Source organism: Marihabitans asiaticum (genome assembly GCF_007828725.1).
Lineage (GTDB): Bacteria > Actinomycetota > Actinomycetes > Actinomycetales > Dermatophilaceae > Marihabitans > Marihabitans asiaticum.
Genome location: NZ_VIUW01000002.1, coordinates 297,563 through 315,206, shown reverse-complemented (window position 1 = coordinate 315,206; position 17,644 = coordinate 297,563). Strand labels below are relative to the sequence as shown.

The following is a 17,644-nucleotide window of genomic DNA, read 5'->3' as shown; positions in this document are numbered from 1 at the left end:
GGGAAGGTCCCGTCAGCCCGCCTCGGCCTCGGACACCAAGCCTTCACCGGTGAGCCACTCCCAGGCGACGTCGCCGGGCTCCTCGCCCTCGACGTCGATCCGGGCGTTGAGCTCGATGAGCACGTCGTCGGTGAGCGCCTCGCTGACCGGGGCGAAGAGGTCGCGGATCTGGGGAAACTCCTCGATCACCGTCGAGGTGACGACGGGGCAGAGGTTGTACTTCGGGAAGAACTCGCGGTCGTCCTCGAGGACGACGAGGTCGAGTGCCTTGATCCGCCCGTCGGTCGTGAAGATCTCGCCGAAGTTGCACAAGCCCTGGTCGGTGGCCTCGTAGATCGCGCCGGTGTCGAGGACCTTCACCTGGTCCTCGGGGACCTCCCGGCCGCGCTGGAGGTCGTAGGTCTGCAACATCGGGTCCATGCCGTCGTTGCGGTTGTTGAACTCGGACTCGACGCAGAAGCTCAGCTCGCCGGAGTCGAGGTCCTGCAGGTCAGAGAGCGCTTCGACACCCAGCTCCTCGGCCTTCGCCCGGGGGGTGGCGAAGCCGTAGGTGTTGTTCATCGGTGCGGGGCTGAGCCAGACCAGGTCGTTCTCCTCCAGGTCGCGCTGGCGGACGGCCTCGTACTGCTCCTGCTCATCAGGGATCGGGTCGGTCTCGCCGAGGTAGGCGATCCACGCCGTACCGGTGTACTCCCACATCACCTGGATCTCGCCCTGCAGCATCGCTTGGCGGCTGCTGGCCGAGCCGGGAATGTTCGTCAGGTCCTGCACGTCGGCTCCCGCCGACTTCAGCAGGATGACCGCCATCTTGCCGACGAGGACCTGCTCGGAGAAGTTCTTCGACCCGACCGCGGCCTCGAGCCCATCGAGATCGATCCCGGAGATTGCTCCGCTCAACGTCCCCGACCGGGTGAAGCCGCCGCCGGTGCCCAGACCGCAACCGGTGAGCGCCGCGGCTGCGGTGCCGCCGAGCAGGAGGGCCCGCCGGGAGATCGCCTGGGTGGGGCGAGGGGTGGTCATGAGAGCCCCTTCGGGGTGGCGATGCGCTCGAAAACCCGGCCGGCCCAGTCGATGAGCAGGGCGAGGACGGCGATGATCAGGGCGCCGCTGATGAGGACGGAGTTGCGGAAGAGGGTGATGCCGGTGACGATCAGCGCGCCGAGGCCACCGGCGTTGATGAAGGTCGCGAACGATGCGGTACCGACGACGAGCACGAGCGCGGTGCGGACCCCGGCCATGATGATCGGGATCGCCAGCGGCAGCTCGACCCGACGGAGCACGTCGAAGCCGGACATCCCCATCCCGCGCGCCGCCTCGACCAGCGTCGGGTCGACCTGCTGCAGGCCGACGATGGTGTTGCGCAGGACGGGCAGGAAGGCGTACAGCCCGAGCGAGATGACGGCCGCGCGGAACCCGAAGCCTATCCACATCGCGAGGAGCACGATGATGCCGATCACGGGCGCGGCCTGGCCGGCGTTGGCGAAACCGACCACCGGGGTGCTGAGCCGTCGGAAGGCCGGGCGGGTGAGCAGGATCCCCAGCGGGACGGCGGTGACGAGGACGATCGCCGTCGTGACGAGGGTGAGCACGATGTGCTCCCTCGTGAGGTCCAGGATGGTGCCCCAGGCGAGCTGCCTGGACTCGATGTCGTCCAGCTCGGCGGTCTGGCGCCAGAGGGTCCAGCCGCCGAGGATCGCCGCGCAGATGAGCGGCAGACCCACGAGGAGGCCCAGGCCGTGGCTCGGCTGCTCCGCGCCGGCCTCGGCGGAGGAGGGGTCGTTCTGCTCGCTCACGCTTGCTCCCCCCTCGACGGATCGGCGTCGTCCTCGCTGCCGTGCTTGGAGCCGGAGCCGGTGTCGTCCTCGACCGAGCTGTCCTGCAGCTCGTCCTCGGAGGGGGTGATCGCGTACTCGTCGGACTCGCCGGTGCGCGCCTCGCGGGTCAGCGTCTGGATGTGCTCGGTGACGGTGTCGAACTCGAGCACCCCGAGGAACTCGTCGCGCCGCCCGGTGACGAGGACGCCGCCGTGCGAGGCGGCAAGCATCGAGTCGAGGGCGTCGTTGAGCGTCGCGCGATGGTCGACGACCTCGAGGTCACGGCTGGAGGCGCGCAGCGTGCCGACCCGCTCCGCCTCCCGCAGTCCGACCCACGCGGCGGGTCGCCTCTTGTCGTCCAGCACGATCACGCCGCCCTGCCTCGCCGAGCGCGCGGCCCGGGCGGCCTCGGCACCGTCGTCCCCGACGCGGGCGGTTACCGCGTCGTGGAGGTCGAGCTCGCTGACCCGCATGAGCGCGAGCTGCTTGAGCGAGGAGTCGGAGCCGACGAAGTCCTCGACGAAGGAGTTGGCCGGCGCCGCGAGGATGTTGGCGGGGGTGTCGTACTGGGCGATGTTGGCCCCCTCCTGGAGGATGAGGATGCGGTCGCCGAGCTTGATCGCCTCGTCGATGTCGTGGGTGACGCAGACGATCGTCTTCTGCAGCTCCTCCTGGATGCTCATCAGCTCGTCCTGCAGGCGCTGGCGGGTGATCGGGTCGACCGCCCCGAAGGGCTCGTCCATGAGCAGCACCGGTGGGTCCGCGGCCAGCCCCCGGGCGACACCGACGCGCTGCTGCTGACCACCGGAGAGCTCACGCGGGTAGCGGTCCCGGTAGCGCTCCGGGCTCAGCCCGACCAGGTCGAGCAGCTCGTCGACCCGCGAGGCGACCCGCTTCTTGTCCCAGCCGAGGAGGCGGGGGACGAGGGCGATGTTGTCGCGCACCGACATGTGCGGGAAGAGGCTTCCGCCCTGGATGACGTAGCCGATGTGTCGGCGCAGCTCGGTCTCGTCCTTGGAGCGGATGTCCTCGCCGTCGATCGTGATCGTCCCCGACGTCGGCTCGTGGAGCCGGTTGATCATCTTCAGCGAGGTGGTCTTGCCGCACCCGGACGGGCCGACGAACATCACGACCTGCCCTGCGGGGATGGTCAGCGAGAGGCTGTCGACGGCCGGCGCGGTCTGCCCCGGGTAGGTCTTGGTGACGTCGTCGAAGACGATCTCCGCTCCGCTGACTGACCGGTCAGCGGAGCGGGCTTCCCCGGTGTCTCGGGCGTCTCGCGGCTCGGCGGCCTCGGTGCTGGCGGTGCTCATGCGCGGATTCCCTTCGAGGTGGTCAGGCGAGAGACGAGGAGGAGGATCGCGTCGAGCAGCAACGCGAGGATGATGATCCCGACGGTCCCGACGACGGCGTAGGGCACGGCGTTCTGCCCGCCGATCTGGGTCAGCCCGGTGAAGATGTACTGCCCGAGGCCAGGGCCAAGCGCGTACGCGGCGATCGCCGCGACCCCCATCGACATCTGGGCCGAGGTCCGCAGCCCGGCCATGATGACCGGCCAGGCCAGCGGCAGCTGGACGCGCAGGAAGCGTCCGAAGGCAGACATCCCCATGCCCTGAGCCGACTCCATGAGGAGCGGGGAGACCCCCATCAGTCCGACGACGGCGTTGCGCAGGATCGGCAGCGTCGCGTAGAAGGTCACGAGCAGCACCGACGGGAGCGTGCCGATGCCGACGAGGGGGAGAAGGAGCCCGAGAAGGGCGAAGGAGGGGATCGTCAGCCCGATCGCGCTGATCGCGTTGGCCACCGGCTCAAGAGCCTTGACCCGGGTGACGAGCAGCGCGACGGCGATCGCGATGACCGTCGCCAGGACGAGGGCCTGGACCACCAGCGAGGTGTGCTGGAAGGCGCGGTAGGCGATGTCCTGCCAGCGTTCGGACACGAACTCCCACATGGACATCGCTCCTCGGCCATGGTCGGGAGGTCGACCGTCGGCGCACTCGGGTGGCTCGTTCTTATCCCGCTACGGCGAAGGGGTCAACGCTGCGGGTGAAGTCGTGGCGAGTCTGTGACCTGCGCCGTTGTCCGGAGAGAGGCTCTTGGTAGGTCGAGAAGAGGGCCGGTTCAGAGCCACTGACCGAAGGCGAGGGGCTCCCGGGTGAAGCGGTAGGTCGCCCAGGTGAGGTGGCTCACGGATCCGTCGGAGGACCGCTCGACGGTCAGCACCTCGCCGCGCTCACGGCCCGAGACGGTCCGGTAGGTCCGCTCGTCCACCCGCTCGAAGACGGCGGGCGGATCCCCCTTCGCCGCGCCCTCGACCCGAGCCTCGAGCTTGCCCTCACGGACCGAGAGGACGAACCCGGTGCCCTCGGAGTACCAGTGGCCGAGCAGCTCGGCCAGCCCCTCGGGGATCTCTGAGCCCGGGACCCAGGGCTCGAGCTCGGCCGGCTCCCGCTCGACCGCCTCGTGACCCATGCCGATCGCCGCGGCGGCCGGCGGGACCGGGTTGGTCTGGTTCATCAGGAGGACGGCCGTGGTCCGCGAGTCGCGCTCGGTGAAACACCCGGTGACCGACCCCGGCCACCCGCCGGTGTGACCGACCCACGTGCGCCCTTCCTTGCGCAGCAGCTGCAGGCCCAGACTCCAGGCCATGGTCCACCCGGTCGCGTCGGCCATCGTCTGCGGCTGGCACATCTCCTCAAGGGTGTCCGGCGCGAGCACCTCCGCCACCGGGTCCGCGACGAACGCGCCCCACCGGGCCAGGTCCGCCGGCGTCGAGCGCAGACCGCCGGCGGGGTCGAGCGCCTTGGCGTCGAACTCGGGCTCGGGCACCGGGACGTCGCTGAAGGGCGGCACGTAATACCCCTTCGCCCGCCGTCCGCTCGGTCGGGTCCCGGTGCGCCGCATCTCCAACGGGCCGAGGATCCGCCGGCGGATCGACTCCTCCCAGCCGCACCCGTCGAGGCGGGCGACCACCTCGCCGAGCATCGAGTAGGCGAGGTTGGAGTAGTGCCACCGGTCGTGCGGCCGGCCCACCCGGGCCGCCTCGTCCCAGCCGGCCACGAGATCCTCGCGCTCGGGCATGACCATGGTGTCGAAGATGCCGCCGACCGGCTCACGCTGCATGCCCGAGGTGTGCGAGAGCAGCTGGCGGATCGTCACCCCTTCGTGCACCGTCCCGGCGACGTACCGGTCGACGGTGTCGTCGAGGTCGAGCCTGCCTTCGTCACGCAGCGCCATGATCGCGACCGCGGTGAAGGTCTTGGAGTTGCTCGCCACGGGGTACTGGGTGTCCTCGTCCGGTGTGTCGGCAGGCCGGGCGAGGTCGATCGTCCCCACCCCGCGGAACCACTGGAGCGCTCCGCGGCGCGCGACGCCGGCGGCCAGGCCCGGCACCCGGCCGTCCCGCTGCGCCGTCAGGGCCAGTCGGTCGAGCGCTCGGCAGGTGTCGTCGCGGAAGGTCATGGCCGTCAGGGTACGAGGGGTCGGGCGGCCCGTCGCGGTGCGGCCAGGAGGAGCAGCGCCAGCACGATCAGGGCCATGCCGACCGCACTCAGGCCGCTCAGCCGCTCCTGCAGGACGAGGACTCCGAGCAGGGTCGCGGTCACCGGTTCGGCGAGCGAGAGGGTCGCCACGGTCCCGGCAGCGAGACCGGCCAGGCCCCGCTGGAAGAGCACGTAGGAGACGCCGGTGGCCACCACCCCGAGCCAGAGCGCCACGGCAAGCCCGCGACCGGTCGCGAGCCAGGAGAGGTCGGCTCGGGTCAGGGCGGGACTGAGCACCACCGCGCCGATCGAGAAGAGCCCGGCCATCGCCGTCATCCCCGGCACCCCGCGCAGCAGCAGCCCGCGGGCGGCGACGGTGTACCCGGCGTAGCTGAGCGCGGCACCCACGGCCGCGGCCACGCCGATCGGCTCGACCGGGCTCGCGCCTGCGGTGCCGACCACGAGCAGCACCACGCCGAGGACCGCTCCAGCTGTGGCCACCGACCACCGGCCGCCGAGGCGCTCGCCGAGCAGCAGGCCGAGCGCCCCGGTGGCCAGCGGCGCCAGGCCGAGGGTGATGACGGTTCCGACCGCGACCCCTGCGCGCTCGACGCCGAGGAAGAAGCAGGCCTGGTAGGCGGCCACGGCGAGCCCGCCGAGGCCGAGCAGGACCGCGACGGGGGCCCGGCGGCTTCGATCGGGCTCGACCGGGACCGGGCGAGCAGACCCGGCCCGGCTGCGGCTGCCCGCGGCCGCGGCGAGCACGACCAGGACGAGCGCGCCGATGCAGATCCGGATCGCCCCGACGCTGACCGGGTCGGTGCCGGGCGGGCCGAGGGCCTGAGCGGTGCCGGTCGTACCCCAGAGCGAGGCGGCAGCGACTGCCGCCAGGGCGGCGTGGGCACGGCCTGCTCGTCTCACGGCAGGCATTGCACCATGCGCCGCTGGGTCGGGCGACGGGGTCGGTGGCGTGACCTAGGCTCGACGACGTGAGCGCACCTCCTCCGCCCGGTGGCCCGGGCCTCTTCCTCGCCTTCGAGGGTGGGGACGGTGCGGGCAAGTCCACGCAGGTGGGCCTGCTCGCTGAGGCCTACGAGTCGGCCGGCCGTGAGGTGGTCCTTACCCGGCAACCAGGTGGGACCGAGCTGGGTGCCCGCCTGCGCGACCTTGTCCTCCACGGCCAGGCGATGTCGGCGCGGGCGGAGGCGCTGATCTTCGCCGCCGACAAGGCGCAGCACGTGGCCGAGGTGGTCCGCCCGGCGATGGCGCGCGGGGCCGTGGTCATCACCGACCGGTACACCGACTCGTCCGTGGCCTACCAGGGCGCCGGCCGTGACCTCTCCCACGACGAGGTGCACGGCATCCAGATGTGGGCCGTGGGCGGGCTGGTGCCGGATCTCACGGTGGTCCTCGACATCACCGCCGAGGAGGGCCGCCGGCGGCGGGGCGTGGTGCACGACCGGCTTGAGCGCGAGCCGGACGGGTTCCACGAGGCGGTCCGCGCGCACTTCCTCGCGATGGCGGCGGGGGACCCGGGCCGCTACGTCGTCGTCGACGGGTCGCGGCCGGCGGAGCAGATCCACGAGTCGGTGCGTGCCGGGCTGGAGGCGAAGGGGGTGGCGCCGGCATGAGTGGGACGGCCGTCGTCGACGGACCGGCAGATCAGCTGCCCGGCGGGGTGTGGCGTGACGTCGTCGGCCAGGCGCCGGCGCTGGAGGTGCTCCGGCGAGCGGTGGCCGACGAGGACGCGATGACCCACGCGTGGCTCTTCACCGGCCCTCCCGGGTCGGGCCGCTCCACGGCAGCCCGCGCCTTCGCCGGGGCGCTGCTGTGCTCCCGGGGCGGGTGCGGTGAATGCAAGGAGTGCGCCACCGCGGTGGACGGCACCCATGCCGACGTCGACGTGCTCGCGACCGACGCCCTCTCGATCGGCGTGGCTCAGGCCCGTGAGCTGGTCCAGCTCGCGGGTCGCTCACCATCGGTCGGGCGGTGGCGGATCATCCTCGTCGAGGATGCCGACCGGCTGACCGAGCAGTCGGGCAACGCCCTGCTCAAGGCGCTCGAGGAGCCGACCCCACGGACCGTGTGGCTGCTGTGCGCCCCCAGTCCCGACGATGTGCTCGTGACCGTGCGCTCCCGCGCCCGCCAGGTCCGGCTGCGCACCCCTTCGGTCGAGGACGTCACTGCCCTCCTGGTACGCCGCGACGGCATCGACCCGACCACGGCGGGGTATGCCGCTCGGGCAGCCCAGAGCCACATCGGCATGGCCCGGCGGCTGGCGACCGACGAGAGCTCACGGGCCCGGCGCCGCGAGACGATCTCTATGGCCACCAGGATCCGGGGGGTGGCCGACGCGGTCGGCGCTGCCGCGGACCTCATGAAGATCGCCGAGGAGGAGCGCGACAAGGTCCTCACCGACCGGCACGCGGAGGAGAAGGCCAAGCTCCTGGCCACCCTCGGCGCCGAGGCCGGTGCGCGGACCCAGCCGCCGCACGTGCGCGCTCAGATCACCGCCCTGGAGAAGGCGCAGAAGACCCGGGCGACTCGGTTCACCCGAGACATGATCGACCGCGCCCTGCTCGACCTCTTCTCGGTCTACCGCGATGCGCTGGTCGTCCATGCCGGTGGCGCGGTGCCGTTGATCAACGAGGACTCGCGGGTGGTCGTCGAGGAGGTGGCGCAGGCTCTCAGCGCGGAGCGGATCCTCCTGGCGATGGACTCGATCGGCGTGGCCCGGCGGCGCATCGACGCCAACGTCGCGCCGCTCCTGGCGCTGGAGGCGATGGCGATCGACCTCACCCTGCCGCGCTGAGCCCGGCTCGGTAGCGTTGACGACCATGCGCGCTCGCCTGCTCGGTCTCACCTGCTCGGTATCGCTCCTCCTCGCGGGCTGCTCCTGGCTGCCAGGGCAGGACGAGCCGCGGGAGGTCCCCGCGGAGGCGACCAAGGCGCCGGAGGGGCAGGCCGGTCTCGCGCGCTTCTACGCGCAGGAGCTGGAGTGGGGCGGCTGCGACGACCGCGACGGTGAGTGCGCCGAGCTCGAGGTGCCCGTCGACTACGACGACCCCGAGGGCGAGAGCATGACGATCGCCCTGCTCCGGCAGCGGGCCAAGGGCAAGAGCACCGGCAGCCTGGTCTACAACCCCGGTGGCCCGGGTGCCGCCGGCACCGACTGGGCTGCGTACTCGGACTACTACTCGAGCCCGTCGGTGCGCCGCGAGCTCGACTTCGTCGGCTTCGACCCGCGGGGCACCGGCGACTCCTCACCAGTCGACTGCCTCGACGACGCTGCGCTGGACACCTACCTGGGGACCGACCTCACCCCCGACGACCAGGCTGAGGAGGACCGACTCGCCGAGGTCAACCGCGGCTTCGGCGAGGGGTGCAAGGCGATGTCGGGCGACATCGCCCCGCACATCTCGACGGAGGACGCCGCGCGTGATCTCGACGTGCTGCGAGCGGCGCTCGGCGAGAGCGAGCTGACCTACCTCGGCAAGTCCTATGGCACCTATCTCGGGACCGTCTACGCCGGCCTCTTCCCCGACCGCGTGGGCCGCTTCGTCCTCGACGGGGCGATCGCCCCCGACCTGAGCGCAGCGGAGTTCACCATCGGGCAGGCGACCGGATTCGACGGGGCGACGAGGGCGTGGGCGCGGGACTGCGCCGACTCGGGGTGCTCGCTGGGGTCCAGCGAGGACGAGGTCGTGCAGTCGGTGCAGGATCTCCTCGCCGACCTCGACCGGCAGCCGCTCGAGGGTCTCGACGGCCTCGAGCTCACCGAGTCGTGGGCTTCGCTGGGGATCGCCCAGGCGATGTACGACCAGGGCCAGTGGGCGACGCTCACCGCAGCCCTGGAGTCGGCCCGCTCGGGCAACGGCCAGGACCTGATGCAGCTCGCCTTCGCGTACGCATTCCGCCAGCCGGGCGGTGGCTATCGGAGCAACATCATGGAGGCGCTCTACGCGGTCAACTGCCTGGACCGTCCCGAGCCGGAGGGGGCCGAGCGGGAGGCGATGGTCGAGGAGGCCGCCGGGGCGGCGCCGATCTGGGGCGAGATGATGGCCGGCACCTCGGGCCCCTGCTCGCAGTGGCCGTACGAGCCGGTCGGCGAGCCGGGCGCGATCGAGGCGAAGGGGGCGAACCCGATCCTCGTCGTCGGGACGACCGGGGACCCGGCCACCCCGTACGTGTGGGCCGAGCAGCTCGATCGCCAGCTCGACTCCAGCACCCTGCTCACCTACGAGGGGGACGGGCACACCGCCTACATGCGCCAGAACGACTGCGTCGACAAGGCGGTCGACGGCTACCTGCTTTCCGGAGAGATGCCAGAGGCGGGCACGGTCTGCTCCTAGCGCACCGAGATTTCGTGGCCGTGAGCGCGCTACGTATACTCGTGGCTTGCGTCCGGGCGATCCTCGGACGTGCTGCCGCCTTAGCTCAGACGGCTAGAGCGTCTCACTCGTAATGAGAAGGTCAAGGGTTCGATTCCCTTAGGCGGCTCACGCACGACCCCGTCCTGACCAGCGGAAGCGCTGGCCTCCAGGGCGGGGTCGTTCTGGTTTTTCATACCGACGTCCGAGGCCGCGCGTAAAGAATGCTTGACGGAGTGAAGTGCGTAAACATAGCTTGACGCGTGCAGATCCGAGACTGCGTCGCGCAGACGGCGATCGGCGGTCAACGTTTTACGACTCCCTGAGGTGAAGCGATGACTGTCACGAAGCACGATGAGTCCACGGGGCTTGACCGGATCGAAGTTGGTACGCATCCGGCTCGCGATGCGGTGCACTTCCGCCGGATCCTCGCTGCGCGCAAGTCCGTTGCCGAAGCCGAGCAGGAGCTGCGCGACGCGGTCAGGGACGCCCGTGCGGCCGGCGACTCCTGGAGCATGATCGGTGCCGCGCTCGACACAACTCGCCAGGCTGCTCACCAGCGCTTCGGCCGAGACTGACCCTCCGCAGCGCGGCAGACCCGCGGCGTCGCCCTCCGCGAGGCAGGACCTCGGTGGGCGAGCGGGGGAGTATTTGCTAGGTGATCCTTCCGAGAGTGCGTGACCCTCGCCTCGTCACGGTCCGGCGAGGCGGCTCCCTGACCGACGAGCATCACCAGCTCCTCGCCCTGTGGGCCGCCGCCTGCGCAGAGCACGTTGTGACGCTCTTCGAGTCGGAGTGCCCTTCGGACCCCCGGCCACGGGCGGCGATCGAGGCGACCCGCGCCTGGGCCCGCGGCGAGATGGCGATGATGACCGCCCGCGCGCAGGGCGGGCATGCCATGGGTGCGGCCCGACCCCTACGGGGCGCTGCGCGATACGCCGCGTACTCCGCGGGCCAGGCGGCGTGCGTGGCGCACGTAGCCGAGCACGACCTTGGCGCGGCTGCCTACGCGATCCGCGCAGCGCAGGCCGCAGAGCAGAGCTCACCGGAAGCCGGCGTGCGGGAACGGGAGTGGCAACGCCAGCGCCTCCCCGAGGCGGTCAGATCGCTGGTGCTTGAGGACCAGGTCCGCCGCAGCGAGATCTGCTGGAACCTCTTCACCGATTGACCGGGAGGCGCTGTCCGCGGTTGGTCGCCGTGGAGAGTGTGCTCTTCGGGCGTCGTCGGGTGATGCCACCTGGCTGTCGGGCCGGTTAGCGGACCATGCGTCGCTCGACTCCCACTGGCTCGCTCTTGCTCGTGCCGTCGAACCGAAAGCCCTGACGCTCGTAGAAGGCGATGGCCCGGCGGTTGCCGTCCAGGACCCAGAGATAGGCCGGGCCGTCAGCGATCGCAGCGTTAAGCAGTGCATGACCGACCCCGGTCCCGTACACCTCGGCCCGCACGTACAGGGCCATCACCTCGCGCTCTGGCAGGTCCGAGGACGGCTCATCTCGACCTGAGCCGACACTGACGAAGCCGATGAGCCCCCCTTCGCCATCCTCCGCAACGAGGTGAGTGCCCGTTCTTGTCGCCAGGGTCTTGCGCCAGCGGTCGAGCCGGACACTTCGACGAGCTCGCCTCCCGGTCTGGATGTCGGCGTCGATGAGGCCGGTGTAGGCCTCCTCCCACACGTCGAGGTGGAGGTCGGTCAGCGCTTCGGCGTCCTCGAGCTGCGCGGGTCTGATGCGCACGAAGGGATCGTAACGAGCGTTGTCAGTGCTTGCCTCTACCGTCGTCAGCATGAGCACAGCAGCTGTGGCGAACGGGTGGACCGGGCCGGCCGGTCCGGGGCTCCCCGCAGCCGTGGCTGCGCGGGAGGTCGTGGACTGGTTGTCGACGGTCGGCGCGGAGAGCCTGGCGGAGGCCGAGGCGCTCGAGGTGATCGGATTGCTCGAGCGGGCGAAGGGGGCGGCTGCCGCTGCACAGGCTCGTCTCACCGTGTCCTTCGTCAAGGGTCGAGACGCAGCGGTGGCGGCCGTGGAGGGCAGCGGCGAGATCGACGCACGGACGGCGCGGCAGCGGCGGGCCGCCGCGCGTTCGGAGGTGGCGTTGGCGCGTCGGTGCTCCCCGAGCCAGGCCGACCGTCACGTCGGTCTCGCGCGCGCCCTCGTCGACGAGCTCCCCGAGACCATGGCCGCGCTCACCGCGGGAGACATCAGCGAGTGGAGGGCGACCGTCGTGGCCCGAGGCACCGCCTGCCTGAGCCGGGCGGACCGTCTCGAGGCCGACCGGCGGCTTGCTCCCGACCTCGACCGACTCGGCGACCGCGGCATCGACCGCGCTGCCCGACGGGTCAGTGCGGAGCTGGATGCCGAGTCGGTGGTGGAGCGTCACCGGCGGGCGGTTGCGAGCCGGAGCGTGAGCGTCCGGCCGGCGCCGGACGGCATGGCCTGGCTGAGCATCCTCGGCCCGCTGGTCGACGTCGTGGGGGCGCACGCCGCGCTGACGGCGGCGGAGCAGGCGAGGTGGGTCGCCACCGGTGACCCTGCCCGTGACGCGGCCCGTGCCGGCGACGAGCGAGGACGAGGAGCGTGGATGGCCGACACCGCGCTGGAGCGTCTCTCCGGTCGCGGTGAGGGGGAGGTTCAGCCCGTCGAGATCGGTCTGGTCATGACTCCCGCGGCGTTGCTGCCTCGGTTGGGCGATGTCTCAGGTGGCCCATGCGGACATGAAGCCAGCAACGGGCCGGTCGAGGTCCCGGGCTGGGGGTCCATCCCGGGCGCTGCGGTACGCGAGCACCTTGCTCGGCTGCTGGAGGGGCCCGCCGCTGGTGCAGCAGAGCACAACGCCTCCGGTGAATCGGCGGAGACCAGCGCCGAGCGTGAGCGGAGGGTGTGGCTGCGTCGCCTCTTCACCGGCCCGGACGGACGGGATCTCGTGGCGACCGACTCGCGGCGCCGGCTCTTCGGCGGAGCGCTGCGAGCGATGTTGATGATGCGCGACCCCACCTGCCGCATCCCCTGGTGCGACGCGCCGACCCGCGAGATCGATCACGTGAGGGCCGTCGCCGACGGAGGGGAGACGAGCGCCGCCAACGCGATGGGGGTCTGCTCCCGCCACAACCTCGACAAGGAGACCCCAGGGTGGGGAGTCGAGGTGCGTCGCAGCGGGCTGGACCCCGGCGAGAGCACCCACATGGTTCGACTCGCCACGCCTACGGGCGTCGTCTACGACGCCCAGGCGCCGCCCCTTCGCGGGCACGGGACCCACCCACCGCCCGCTGAGGAAGCCTTCTCGCCGCTGGAGCGCTACCTCGAGCACCTCATCGCCGCCGCGGCCTGATCGGAGGTCAGTGCCCGCGGACCCGCTTGAGGACAGCGTCGGCGACCTCTGCGGGCCGCTTCTCTGGCAGCCAGTGGCCGACCTCCAGCTCGACGAAGCGGTAGACCGCGTCCGGGTCGAGCCCGGCCCGCTCAGCTGCCCGGCGCATGACGACCCCGGTCCGCTCGGCGGCGTCACGTCCGAGCGCTGCGTCCTTGGACCCCCAGACGTAGGTGGTGGGCACGATCCCAGAGGCGTCCTTCGCACGCTCGGCGGACCCGTTCGGTGCCTGCGACCGCCCCCGGCCGAGGCGCTCCTGGAGCATCTGGCGAAGGGGGAGCGAGGCCCGGTACCAGTTCAGGCTCGCCCTGGCCGCCCCGGGCCGGCCCATCCGCTGTCCGTACATGGCGGCGAGATCGCTCGGCAGGCCGCTGCGCACGAGGAAGCGTCGGGTCGCGCGCTTGAAGATCGCCGCCGGCAGCACCGGCAGGGCGAAGAAGACCATGTACGCCGAGCGCCGCGCCTGGTCGCCGTTCTTGAACGCCCACGCCATGGCCGCCGGGTGAGGGGTCGAGAGCACCGTCAGGCTGGCCACCCGCTCGGGGTGGCGGGAGGCGACCACCCAGGCGAGCGCGCCGCCCCAGTCATGCCCGACGACGTGGACGCGCTGCGCGCCGGCGGCATCGGCGAGGGCGATGACGTCGGCCACCGACTCGGTGATCTCGTAGGCGGCCGGGTCAGGCGGGCGTGCTCCCGGAGAGTAGCCGCGCAGGTCGGGGGCGAGGACCCGCAGCCCACCCTCGACGAGGTGGGGGGTCACGGACCGCCAGGCCCTGCGGTCCTGCGGCCACCCGTGCAGGAGCACGACGACATCGCGTGGCGGAGACGACTCGCCGTCGTGCGAGTCGTCCAGGTCGAAGGTCAGACCGTCTCGGTCGAAATAGCGCACCCGACAAACCTAACCACGCGAGAGCGAGCAGGCAGAGTGGTGACGGTGATGCGTCGCTTCGCCTTCGTCGACCGGTGGCTCCTGCCGGCGCGGCCGGGTGAGGTCTTCGAGGTGCTCGCTGACGTCGACGGCTATCCCCGGTGGTGGCCCGAGGTGCGCAGCATGAGGCGCATCGACGACTGCCGGGGGACCGCCGTGGTGCGCTCCCGGCTGCCGATGAACCTTCACCTGCAGATGACCCGCGAGACGGTCGATCCCGACGAGGGTGTGCTCCGGGTGGGGATCCGCGGTGACCTGCTCGGCTGGGCCCAGTGGATCGTCATCGACGAGGGCGAGGGGACAGCCGCGGTCTTCACCCAGGAGGTCGAGCCGGCCAAGCGGGCCTGGAGGGCGGCAGCCTCGGCGGCCCCGGTGCTCGGTCGCCATCTCCTCGTGCGCAACCACGAGGCGATGATGCACTCTGGTCGCGCCAGCCTCGCCCGATACCTCCGCACCGGACCGGCCGGACCGGCCGGGGCGGGCTGACTGGCCTACTCGTCGTCGGAGAGCGGGTTCTCCTTCGTCGCCAGCTCCTCGCGGGCCCGGGCACTGGCGGCGGCGTGGTCCTCCTCGGAGCGTGCGACGACATTGTGAGAAGTGTCGCCGAAGGGTGCGCGCCACCGGGCCGTCGAGACGCCGGCGGCCTTGGCCCGCTCGATGGCTTCGTCGATGCACCGCTCGGCCTCGCTGCGCCCGGCCCAGTGCGCGCCCTCGACCGACTTGCCCGGCTCGAGGTCCTTGTAGGTCTCGAAGAAGTGCTGGATCTCGAGGCGGTCGAACTCGCTGACGTCTTCGAGCTCCTGGATGTGGTCCTTGCGAGGGTCGCCGGCAGGGATGCACAGGATCTTGTCGTCGCCGCCGGCCTCGTCGCGCATGTGGAACATGCCGATGGGCCGGGCCCGCACCAGGCAGCCGGGGAAGGTGGGGTCGTCGAGGAGCACCAAGGCGTCCAGCGGGTCGCCGTCCTCACCGAGGCTCTCCTCGACGTACCCGTAGTCGCTGGGGTAGGCCATCGAGGTGAAGAGCATCCGGTCCAGACGGATGCGTCCGGTCTCGTGATCGACCTCGTACTTGTTGCGCTGACCCTTCGGGATCTCGATCGTGACGTCGAACTCCATGAACAACCCCTTGCGTGCGATGACCTAGTCTCGTCCCGGACAGTGTCCACCATCGGTGACCGATGACCGGCGAAGGGGGCAGGCGATGCGCCGCGCGCTGCCGATTCTCGCCGCCCTGCTCACGGGCCTCGTGACGTACGGAGCCGCCGATGTCGTCGATGTCGCGCCGGGGGTCCTCACCTACGACAGGCCCGGGGATGTGGCGCAGATCACCTCCGAGGCGCAGGTCGGGGCTCCTCCGACGGTGCTGCCCGCTGCCGGGGAGCAGGCGCCCCGTCCGACCGACGACAGCCTCGCGCGCCAGCTCGACCCGCAGGTGCGCGACGCGTGGCTCGGCCCCTCGGTCGGCATGGTCGTGCGCGACGCCCTCACCGGTGACGTGCTCTACGACCACCGTGGCGATCGGCCCATGACCCCGGCGTCGACACAGAAGATCCTCAGCGCGGCGGCGGTGGCACGCACCCTCGACCCGGCGACCCGGATGCAGACCCAGGTCGTCGAGGGAGCGAAGGGGGAGCTCGTCCTCGTCGCCTCCGGCGACACCCTGCTCGCCTCGGGCGCCGGCGACCCCGGCGCCACCGAGGGTCACGCCGGCCTGCGCGACCTCGCCCGGGCGGTCGCGGAGAGCCTTGGGCCGCAGGCGAAGGGGGAGAAGCTCCCCCTTCGCCTCGACGGGACCTACGCGGCCGGCCCCCGCGTGCCCTCGACCTGGGACCCGGCCGACCTGGCCGCCGGGTACACCCAGCGGGTGACGATGATCGGACTCGCCGATGAGCGGCCCCAGGTCTTCGAGCCGTCGCCGAGGTATCCGGAGCGCTCCGTGCTCAAGGCGCTCGCCGCCGAGCTGAAGAAGGAAGGGGTCGCTACGACCCCGGAGCTCGACCCGGACTCGTGGTCCGAGCCGGCACCGGACGGGGCCGAGGTGCTCGGTCAGGTCGAGTCCGCCCCGGTGAGCGAGGTGCTCGCCGAGGCGCTGCGCTCCAGCGACAACGCGCTCACCGAGAACCTCGCCCGCCAGGCCGCCCAGGCAGATGGTGCCGAGGCCTCGACCGCACGCGACGTGGCGGACTGGGTGCGGGCCACCCTCGACGAGGCCGGGGTGGACATGAGCGGCGTGACGATGGTCGACGCCTCCGGCCTGAGCTCGGGGCAGAAGATCCCTGCCTCGGTCATCTCCGACACGATGCAGCTCGGGATCACCGGAAGCGCCCGGTCGCTGCGCACGGTCCTGCTCGAGCTGCCCGTGGCCGGGGTGAGCGGCACGCTGCACGACCGCTTCGTCGCTGAGGACTCGCGGCCGGCCGCCGGGATCGCGCGGGCGAAGACCGGGACACTCACCGGCATCTCGAGCCTCGCCGGGACGACTGTCACCAGCGACGGGCGCGTGCTCACCTACACGATCTTGGCCGACAAGGTGCCCGACACCACGGGAACACTGGGAGCCCGCGCGGTGCTGGACCGGATGGTCGGCATCCTCACCAGCTGCGGCTGCCGCTGAGATCACGCCCCGGACAGAGGAGTCACCGTGACCGATTACGTCGACTGGAGCTTTGCCAAGACTGCCGGAGCACGGCTCGCGCCGGCGGGCCCGGACGTCTCCGCGAGCGAGGCGCAGGAGGTCGTAGCCCAGGTGCGCGAGCTCGCGGCGGCAGCGGTCGAGCCCGTCGCACACACCGCGCAGCTCCGCGCGCCCGGTGACGCGCCCGCTCCCCTCGTGATCGACCGGCCCACCTGGATCGGGGTCAACGCCGACTCGATGTCGGCGATGCTCGGTCCGGTCGTCGACCGGATTACCGCGCGCCAGAAGCAGGCGCCCGGTCCGGTGGCGCAGGCGGTCGGCGGCAAGATCACCGGCGCCGAGGTCGGCGGGCTGCTCGCCTTCCTCAGTACGAAGGTCCTCGGCCAGTACGACCTCGCGCCGGGCGGCACCCCTTCGCTGCTCCTCGTCGCGCCCAACCTCGTCGCGACCGAGCGTGAGCTCGAGGTCGACAGCCGCGACTTCCGCTTCTGGGTGTGCCTGCACGAGGAGACCCACCGGGTGCAGTTCACTGCGGTCCCGTGGCTGCGCGACCACATGGTCGAGCGGGCACAGTCCCTGGCCGGCGACCTCGTGCCCGACCCGGACTCGCTCGGCCAGCGGCTCCAGCAGGTGGCCAAGGAGCTGCCGCGGGTGATCTCCGGCGAGGGGCAGGGTCTGGCCGAGATCTTCGCCACCCCGGAGCAGCGGGAGCAGATGGCCGAGATCACCGCCGTGATGTCGTTGCTCGAGGGGCACGCCGACGTCGTCATGGACGACGTCGGACCGGCGCACGTGCCGAGCGTCGAGGAGATCCGGCGCAAGTTCGAGAAGCGGCGCGACGGCCTCGGATCGGTCGACAAGGTGCTGCGCCGCCTGCTCGGGCTGGAGGCCAAGATGCGCCAGTACCGTGACGGGGCGAGGTTCGTCCGCGCGGTGCAGGACGAGGTCGGCGTCGACGGATTCAACGCGGTGTGGACCTCCCCGGAGACCCTCCCGCGGGCCAGCGAGATCAGCGACCCCGCTGCCTGGGTGCGTCGCGTCCACGCCTGA

General features: G+C 71.6%; 18 protein-coding genes and 1 tRNA gene. 10 read left to right on the top strand and 9 right to left on the bottom strand.

Going from position 1 to position 17,644, the window contains the following annotated elements; all coding sequences use genetic code 11:
• Positions 1–12 precede the first annotated feature (12 nt).
• From FB557_RS06035 to FB557_RS06010, 6 genes are all read right to left on the bottom strand, one after another.
• Entirely contained in the window at positions 13–1,020 is a 1,008-nt protein-coding gene (locus FB557_RS06035; protein WP_144856615.1) for a glycine betaine ABC transporter substrate-binding protein, read from the bottom strand.
• Positions 1,017–1,733 carry an ABC transporter permease gene (locus FB557_RS06030; protein WP_144857112.1) on the bottom strand — a complete coding sequence of 239 codons (717 nt, stop codon included), beginning with the start codon at positions 1,731–1,733 and terminating at the stop codon, positions 1,017–1,019. The genes FB557_RS06035 and FB557_RS06030 overlap by 4 nt, the downstream gene beginning before the upstream one ends.
• Positions 1,734–1,789: 56 nt before the next feature.
• Positions 1,790–3,127, bottom strand: a complete 1,338-nt coding sequence (locus FB557_RS06025; RefSeq protein WP_144856613.1) for an ABC transporter ATP-binding protein — start codon at positions 3,125–3,127, stop codon at positions 1,790–1,792.
• On the bottom strand, positions 3,124–3,765 hold the full coding sequence (locus tag FB557_RS06020; RefSeq protein WP_144857111.1) for an ABC transporter permease: 642 nt from the start codon (positions 3,763–3,765) through the stop codon (positions 3,124–3,126). Before FB557_RS06020 ends, FB557_RS06025 begins: the two co-directional genes overlap by 4 nt.
• A 170-nt stretch (positions 3,766–3,935) precedes the next feature.
• Positions 3,936–5,276 (bottom strand): serine hydrolase domain-containing protein, encoded by a 1,341-nt coding sequence (locus tag FB557_RS06015; RefSeq protein WP_144856611.1) that lies wholly within the window; start codon positions 5,274–5,276, stop codon positions 3,936–3,938.
• 5 nt (positions 5,277–5,281) lie between these two features.
• Positions 5,282–6,217, bottom strand: coding sequence for an EamA family transporter (locus tag FB557_RS06010; RefSeq protein WP_170236212.1), 936 nt, complete (start codon positions 6,215–6,217; stop codon positions 5,282–5,284).
• Positions 6,218–6,285: 68 nt separating this feature from the next.
• On the opposite strand from FB557_RS06010, the gene tmk reads away from it, so the two are divergent.
• The 6 genes from tmk (at position 6,286) to FB557_RS05980 (ending at position 10,834) form a co-directional block, all read left to right on the top strand.
• A complete protein-coding gene (gene tmk, locus FB557_RS06005) occupies positions 6,286–6,927 on the top strand; it encodes a dTMP kinase (protein WP_144856607.1) in 642 nt (213 codons plus the stop codon).
• The gene (locus FB557_RS06000; RefSeq protein ID WP_144856605.1) at positions 6,924–8,108 is read left to right on the top strand and encodes a DNA polymerase III subunit delta'; all 1,185 of its coding nucleotides are present in this window, start codon (positions 6,924–6,926) and stop codon (positions 8,106–8,108) included. Before tmk ends, FB557_RS06000 begins: the two co-directional genes overlap by 4 nt.
• Positions 8,109–8,133: 25 nt before the next feature.
• Positions 8,134–9,648 (top strand): alpha/beta hydrolase, encoded by a 1,515-nt coding sequence (locus FB557_RS05995; protein WP_144856603.1) that lies wholly within the window; start codon positions 8,134–8,136, stop codon positions 9,646–9,648.
• A 74-nt stretch (positions 9,649–9,722) separates the two neighbouring features.
• Positions 9,723–9,796: transfer RNA gene (locus FB557_RS05990), tRNA-Thr, on the top strand.
• 205 nt (positions 9,797–10,001) lie between these two features.
• Entirely contained in the window at positions 10,002–10,244 is a 243-nt protein-coding gene (locus FB557_RS05985; RefSeq protein WP_144856601.1) for a hypothetical protein, read from the top strand.
• An 80-nt stretch (positions 10,245–10,324) separates the two neighbouring features.
• Positions 10,325–10,834, top strand: coding sequence for a putative immunity protein (locus FB557_RS05980; protein ID WP_144856599.1), 510 nt, complete (start codon positions 10,325–10,327; stop codon positions 10,832–10,834).
• A gap of 85 nt (positions 10,835–10,919) precedes the next feature.
• Here FB557_RS05980 and FB557_RS05975 read toward each other — a convergent pair whose 3' ends face one another.
• Positions 10,920–11,399: a GNAT family N-acetyltransferase gene (locus tag FB557_RS05975; protein ID WP_170236211.1), complete on the bottom strand. Its 480-nt coding sequence runs from the start codon at positions 11,397–11,399 to the stop codon at positions 10,920–10,922.
• 49 nt (positions 11,400–11,448) lie between these two features.
• Here FB557_RS05975 and FB557_RS05970 point away from each other — a divergent pair, with 49 nt between their 5' ends.
• Positions 11,449–12,990 (top strand): HNH endonuclease signature motif containing protein, encoded by a 1,542-nt coding sequence (locus tag FB557_RS05970; RefSeq protein ID WP_144856595.1) that lies wholly within the window; start codon positions 11,449–11,451, stop codon positions 12,988–12,990.
• 7 nt (positions 12,991–12,997) lie between these two features.
• Here the strand turns inward: FB557_RS05970 and FB557_RS05965 are convergent, their stop codons facing one another.
• Positions 12,998–13,918 (bottom strand): alpha/beta fold hydrolase, encoded by a 921-nt coding sequence (locus FB557_RS05965; protein WP_144856593.1) that lies wholly within the window; start codon positions 13,916–13,918, stop codon positions 12,998–13,000.
• Between the two features lie 48 nt (positions 13,919–13,966).
• Between FB557_RS05965 and FB557_RS05960 the strand changes: the two genes are divergently transcribed.
• Positions 13,967–14,443: an SRPBCC family protein gene (locus FB557_RS05960; RefSeq protein ID WP_144856591.1), complete on the top strand. Its 477-nt coding sequence runs from the start codon at positions 13,967–13,969 to the stop codon at positions 14,441–14,443.
• Between the two features lie 5 nt (positions 14,444–14,448).
• On the opposite strand, the gene FB557_RS05955 is transcribed toward FB557_RS05960, so the two are convergent.
• A complete protein-coding gene (locus tag FB557_RS05955) occupies positions 14,449–15,075 on the bottom strand; it encodes an inorganic diphosphatase (protein WP_144856589.1) in 627 nt (208 codons plus the stop codon).
• 55 nt (positions 15,076–15,130) lie between these two features.
• On the opposite strand from FB557_RS05955, the gene FB557_RS05950 reads away from it, so the two are divergent.
• Positions 15,131–16,573, top strand: a complete 1,443-nt coding sequence (locus tag FB557_RS05950; protein ID WP_144856587.1) for a D-alanyl-D-alanine carboxypeptidase/D-alanyl-D-alanine-endopeptidase — start codon at positions 15,131–15,133, stop codon at positions 16,571–16,573.
• A 27-nt stretch (positions 16,574–16,600) separates the two neighbouring features.
• Positions 16,601–17,644 (top strand): zinc-dependent metalloprotease, encoded by a 1,044-nt coding sequence (locus FB557_RS05945; protein WP_144856585.1) that lies wholly within the window; start codon positions 16,601–16,603, stop codon positions 17,642–17,644.

What these genes read in the sequence shown, in the direction of transcription:
- FB557_RS06035 (WP_144856615.1), bottom strand. Translation starts at nt 1,020, where the DNA reads ATGACCACCCCTCGCCCCACCCAGGCGATCTCCCGGCGGGCCCTCCTG.
- FB557_RS06025 (WP_144856613.1), bottom strand. Translation starts at nt 3,127, where the DNA reads ATGAGCACCGCCAGCACCGAGGCCGCCGAGCCGCGAGACGCCCGAGAC.
- FB557_RS06020 (WP_144857111.1), bottom strand. Translation starts at nt 3,765, where the DNA reads ATGTGGGAGTTCGTGTCCGAACGCTGGCAGGACATCGCCTACCGCGCC.
- FB557_RS06015 (WP_144856611.1), bottom strand. Translation starts at nt 5,276, where the DNA reads ATGACCTTCCGCGACGACACCTGCCGAGCGCTCGACCGACTGGCCCTG.
- FB557_RS06000 (WP_144856605.1), top strand. Translation starts at nt 6,924, where the DNA reads ATGAGTGGGACGGCCGTCGTCGACGGACCGGCAGATCAGCTGCCCGGC.
- FB557_RS05995 (WP_144856603.1), top strand. Translation starts at nt 8,134, where the DNA reads ATGCGCGCTCGCCTGCTCGGTCTCACCTGCTCGGTATCGCTCCTCCTC.
- FB557_RS05985 (WP_144856601.1), top strand. Translation starts at nt 10,002, where the DNA reads ATGACTGTCACGAAGCACGATGAGTCCACGGGGCTTGACCGGATCGAA.
- FB557_RS05970 (WP_144856595.1), top strand. Translation starts at nt 11,449, where the DNA reads ATGAGCACAGCAGCTGTGGCGAACGGGTGGACCGGGCCGGCCGGTCCG.
- FB557_RS05960 (WP_144856591.1), top strand. Translation starts at nt 13,967, where the DNA reads ATGCGTCGCTTCGCCTTCGTCGACCGGTGGCTCCTGCCGGCGCGGCCG.
- FB557_RS05955 (WP_144856589.1), bottom strand. Translation starts at nt 15,075, where the DNA reads ATGGAGTTCGACGTCACGATCGAGATCCCGAAGGGTCAGCGCAACAAG.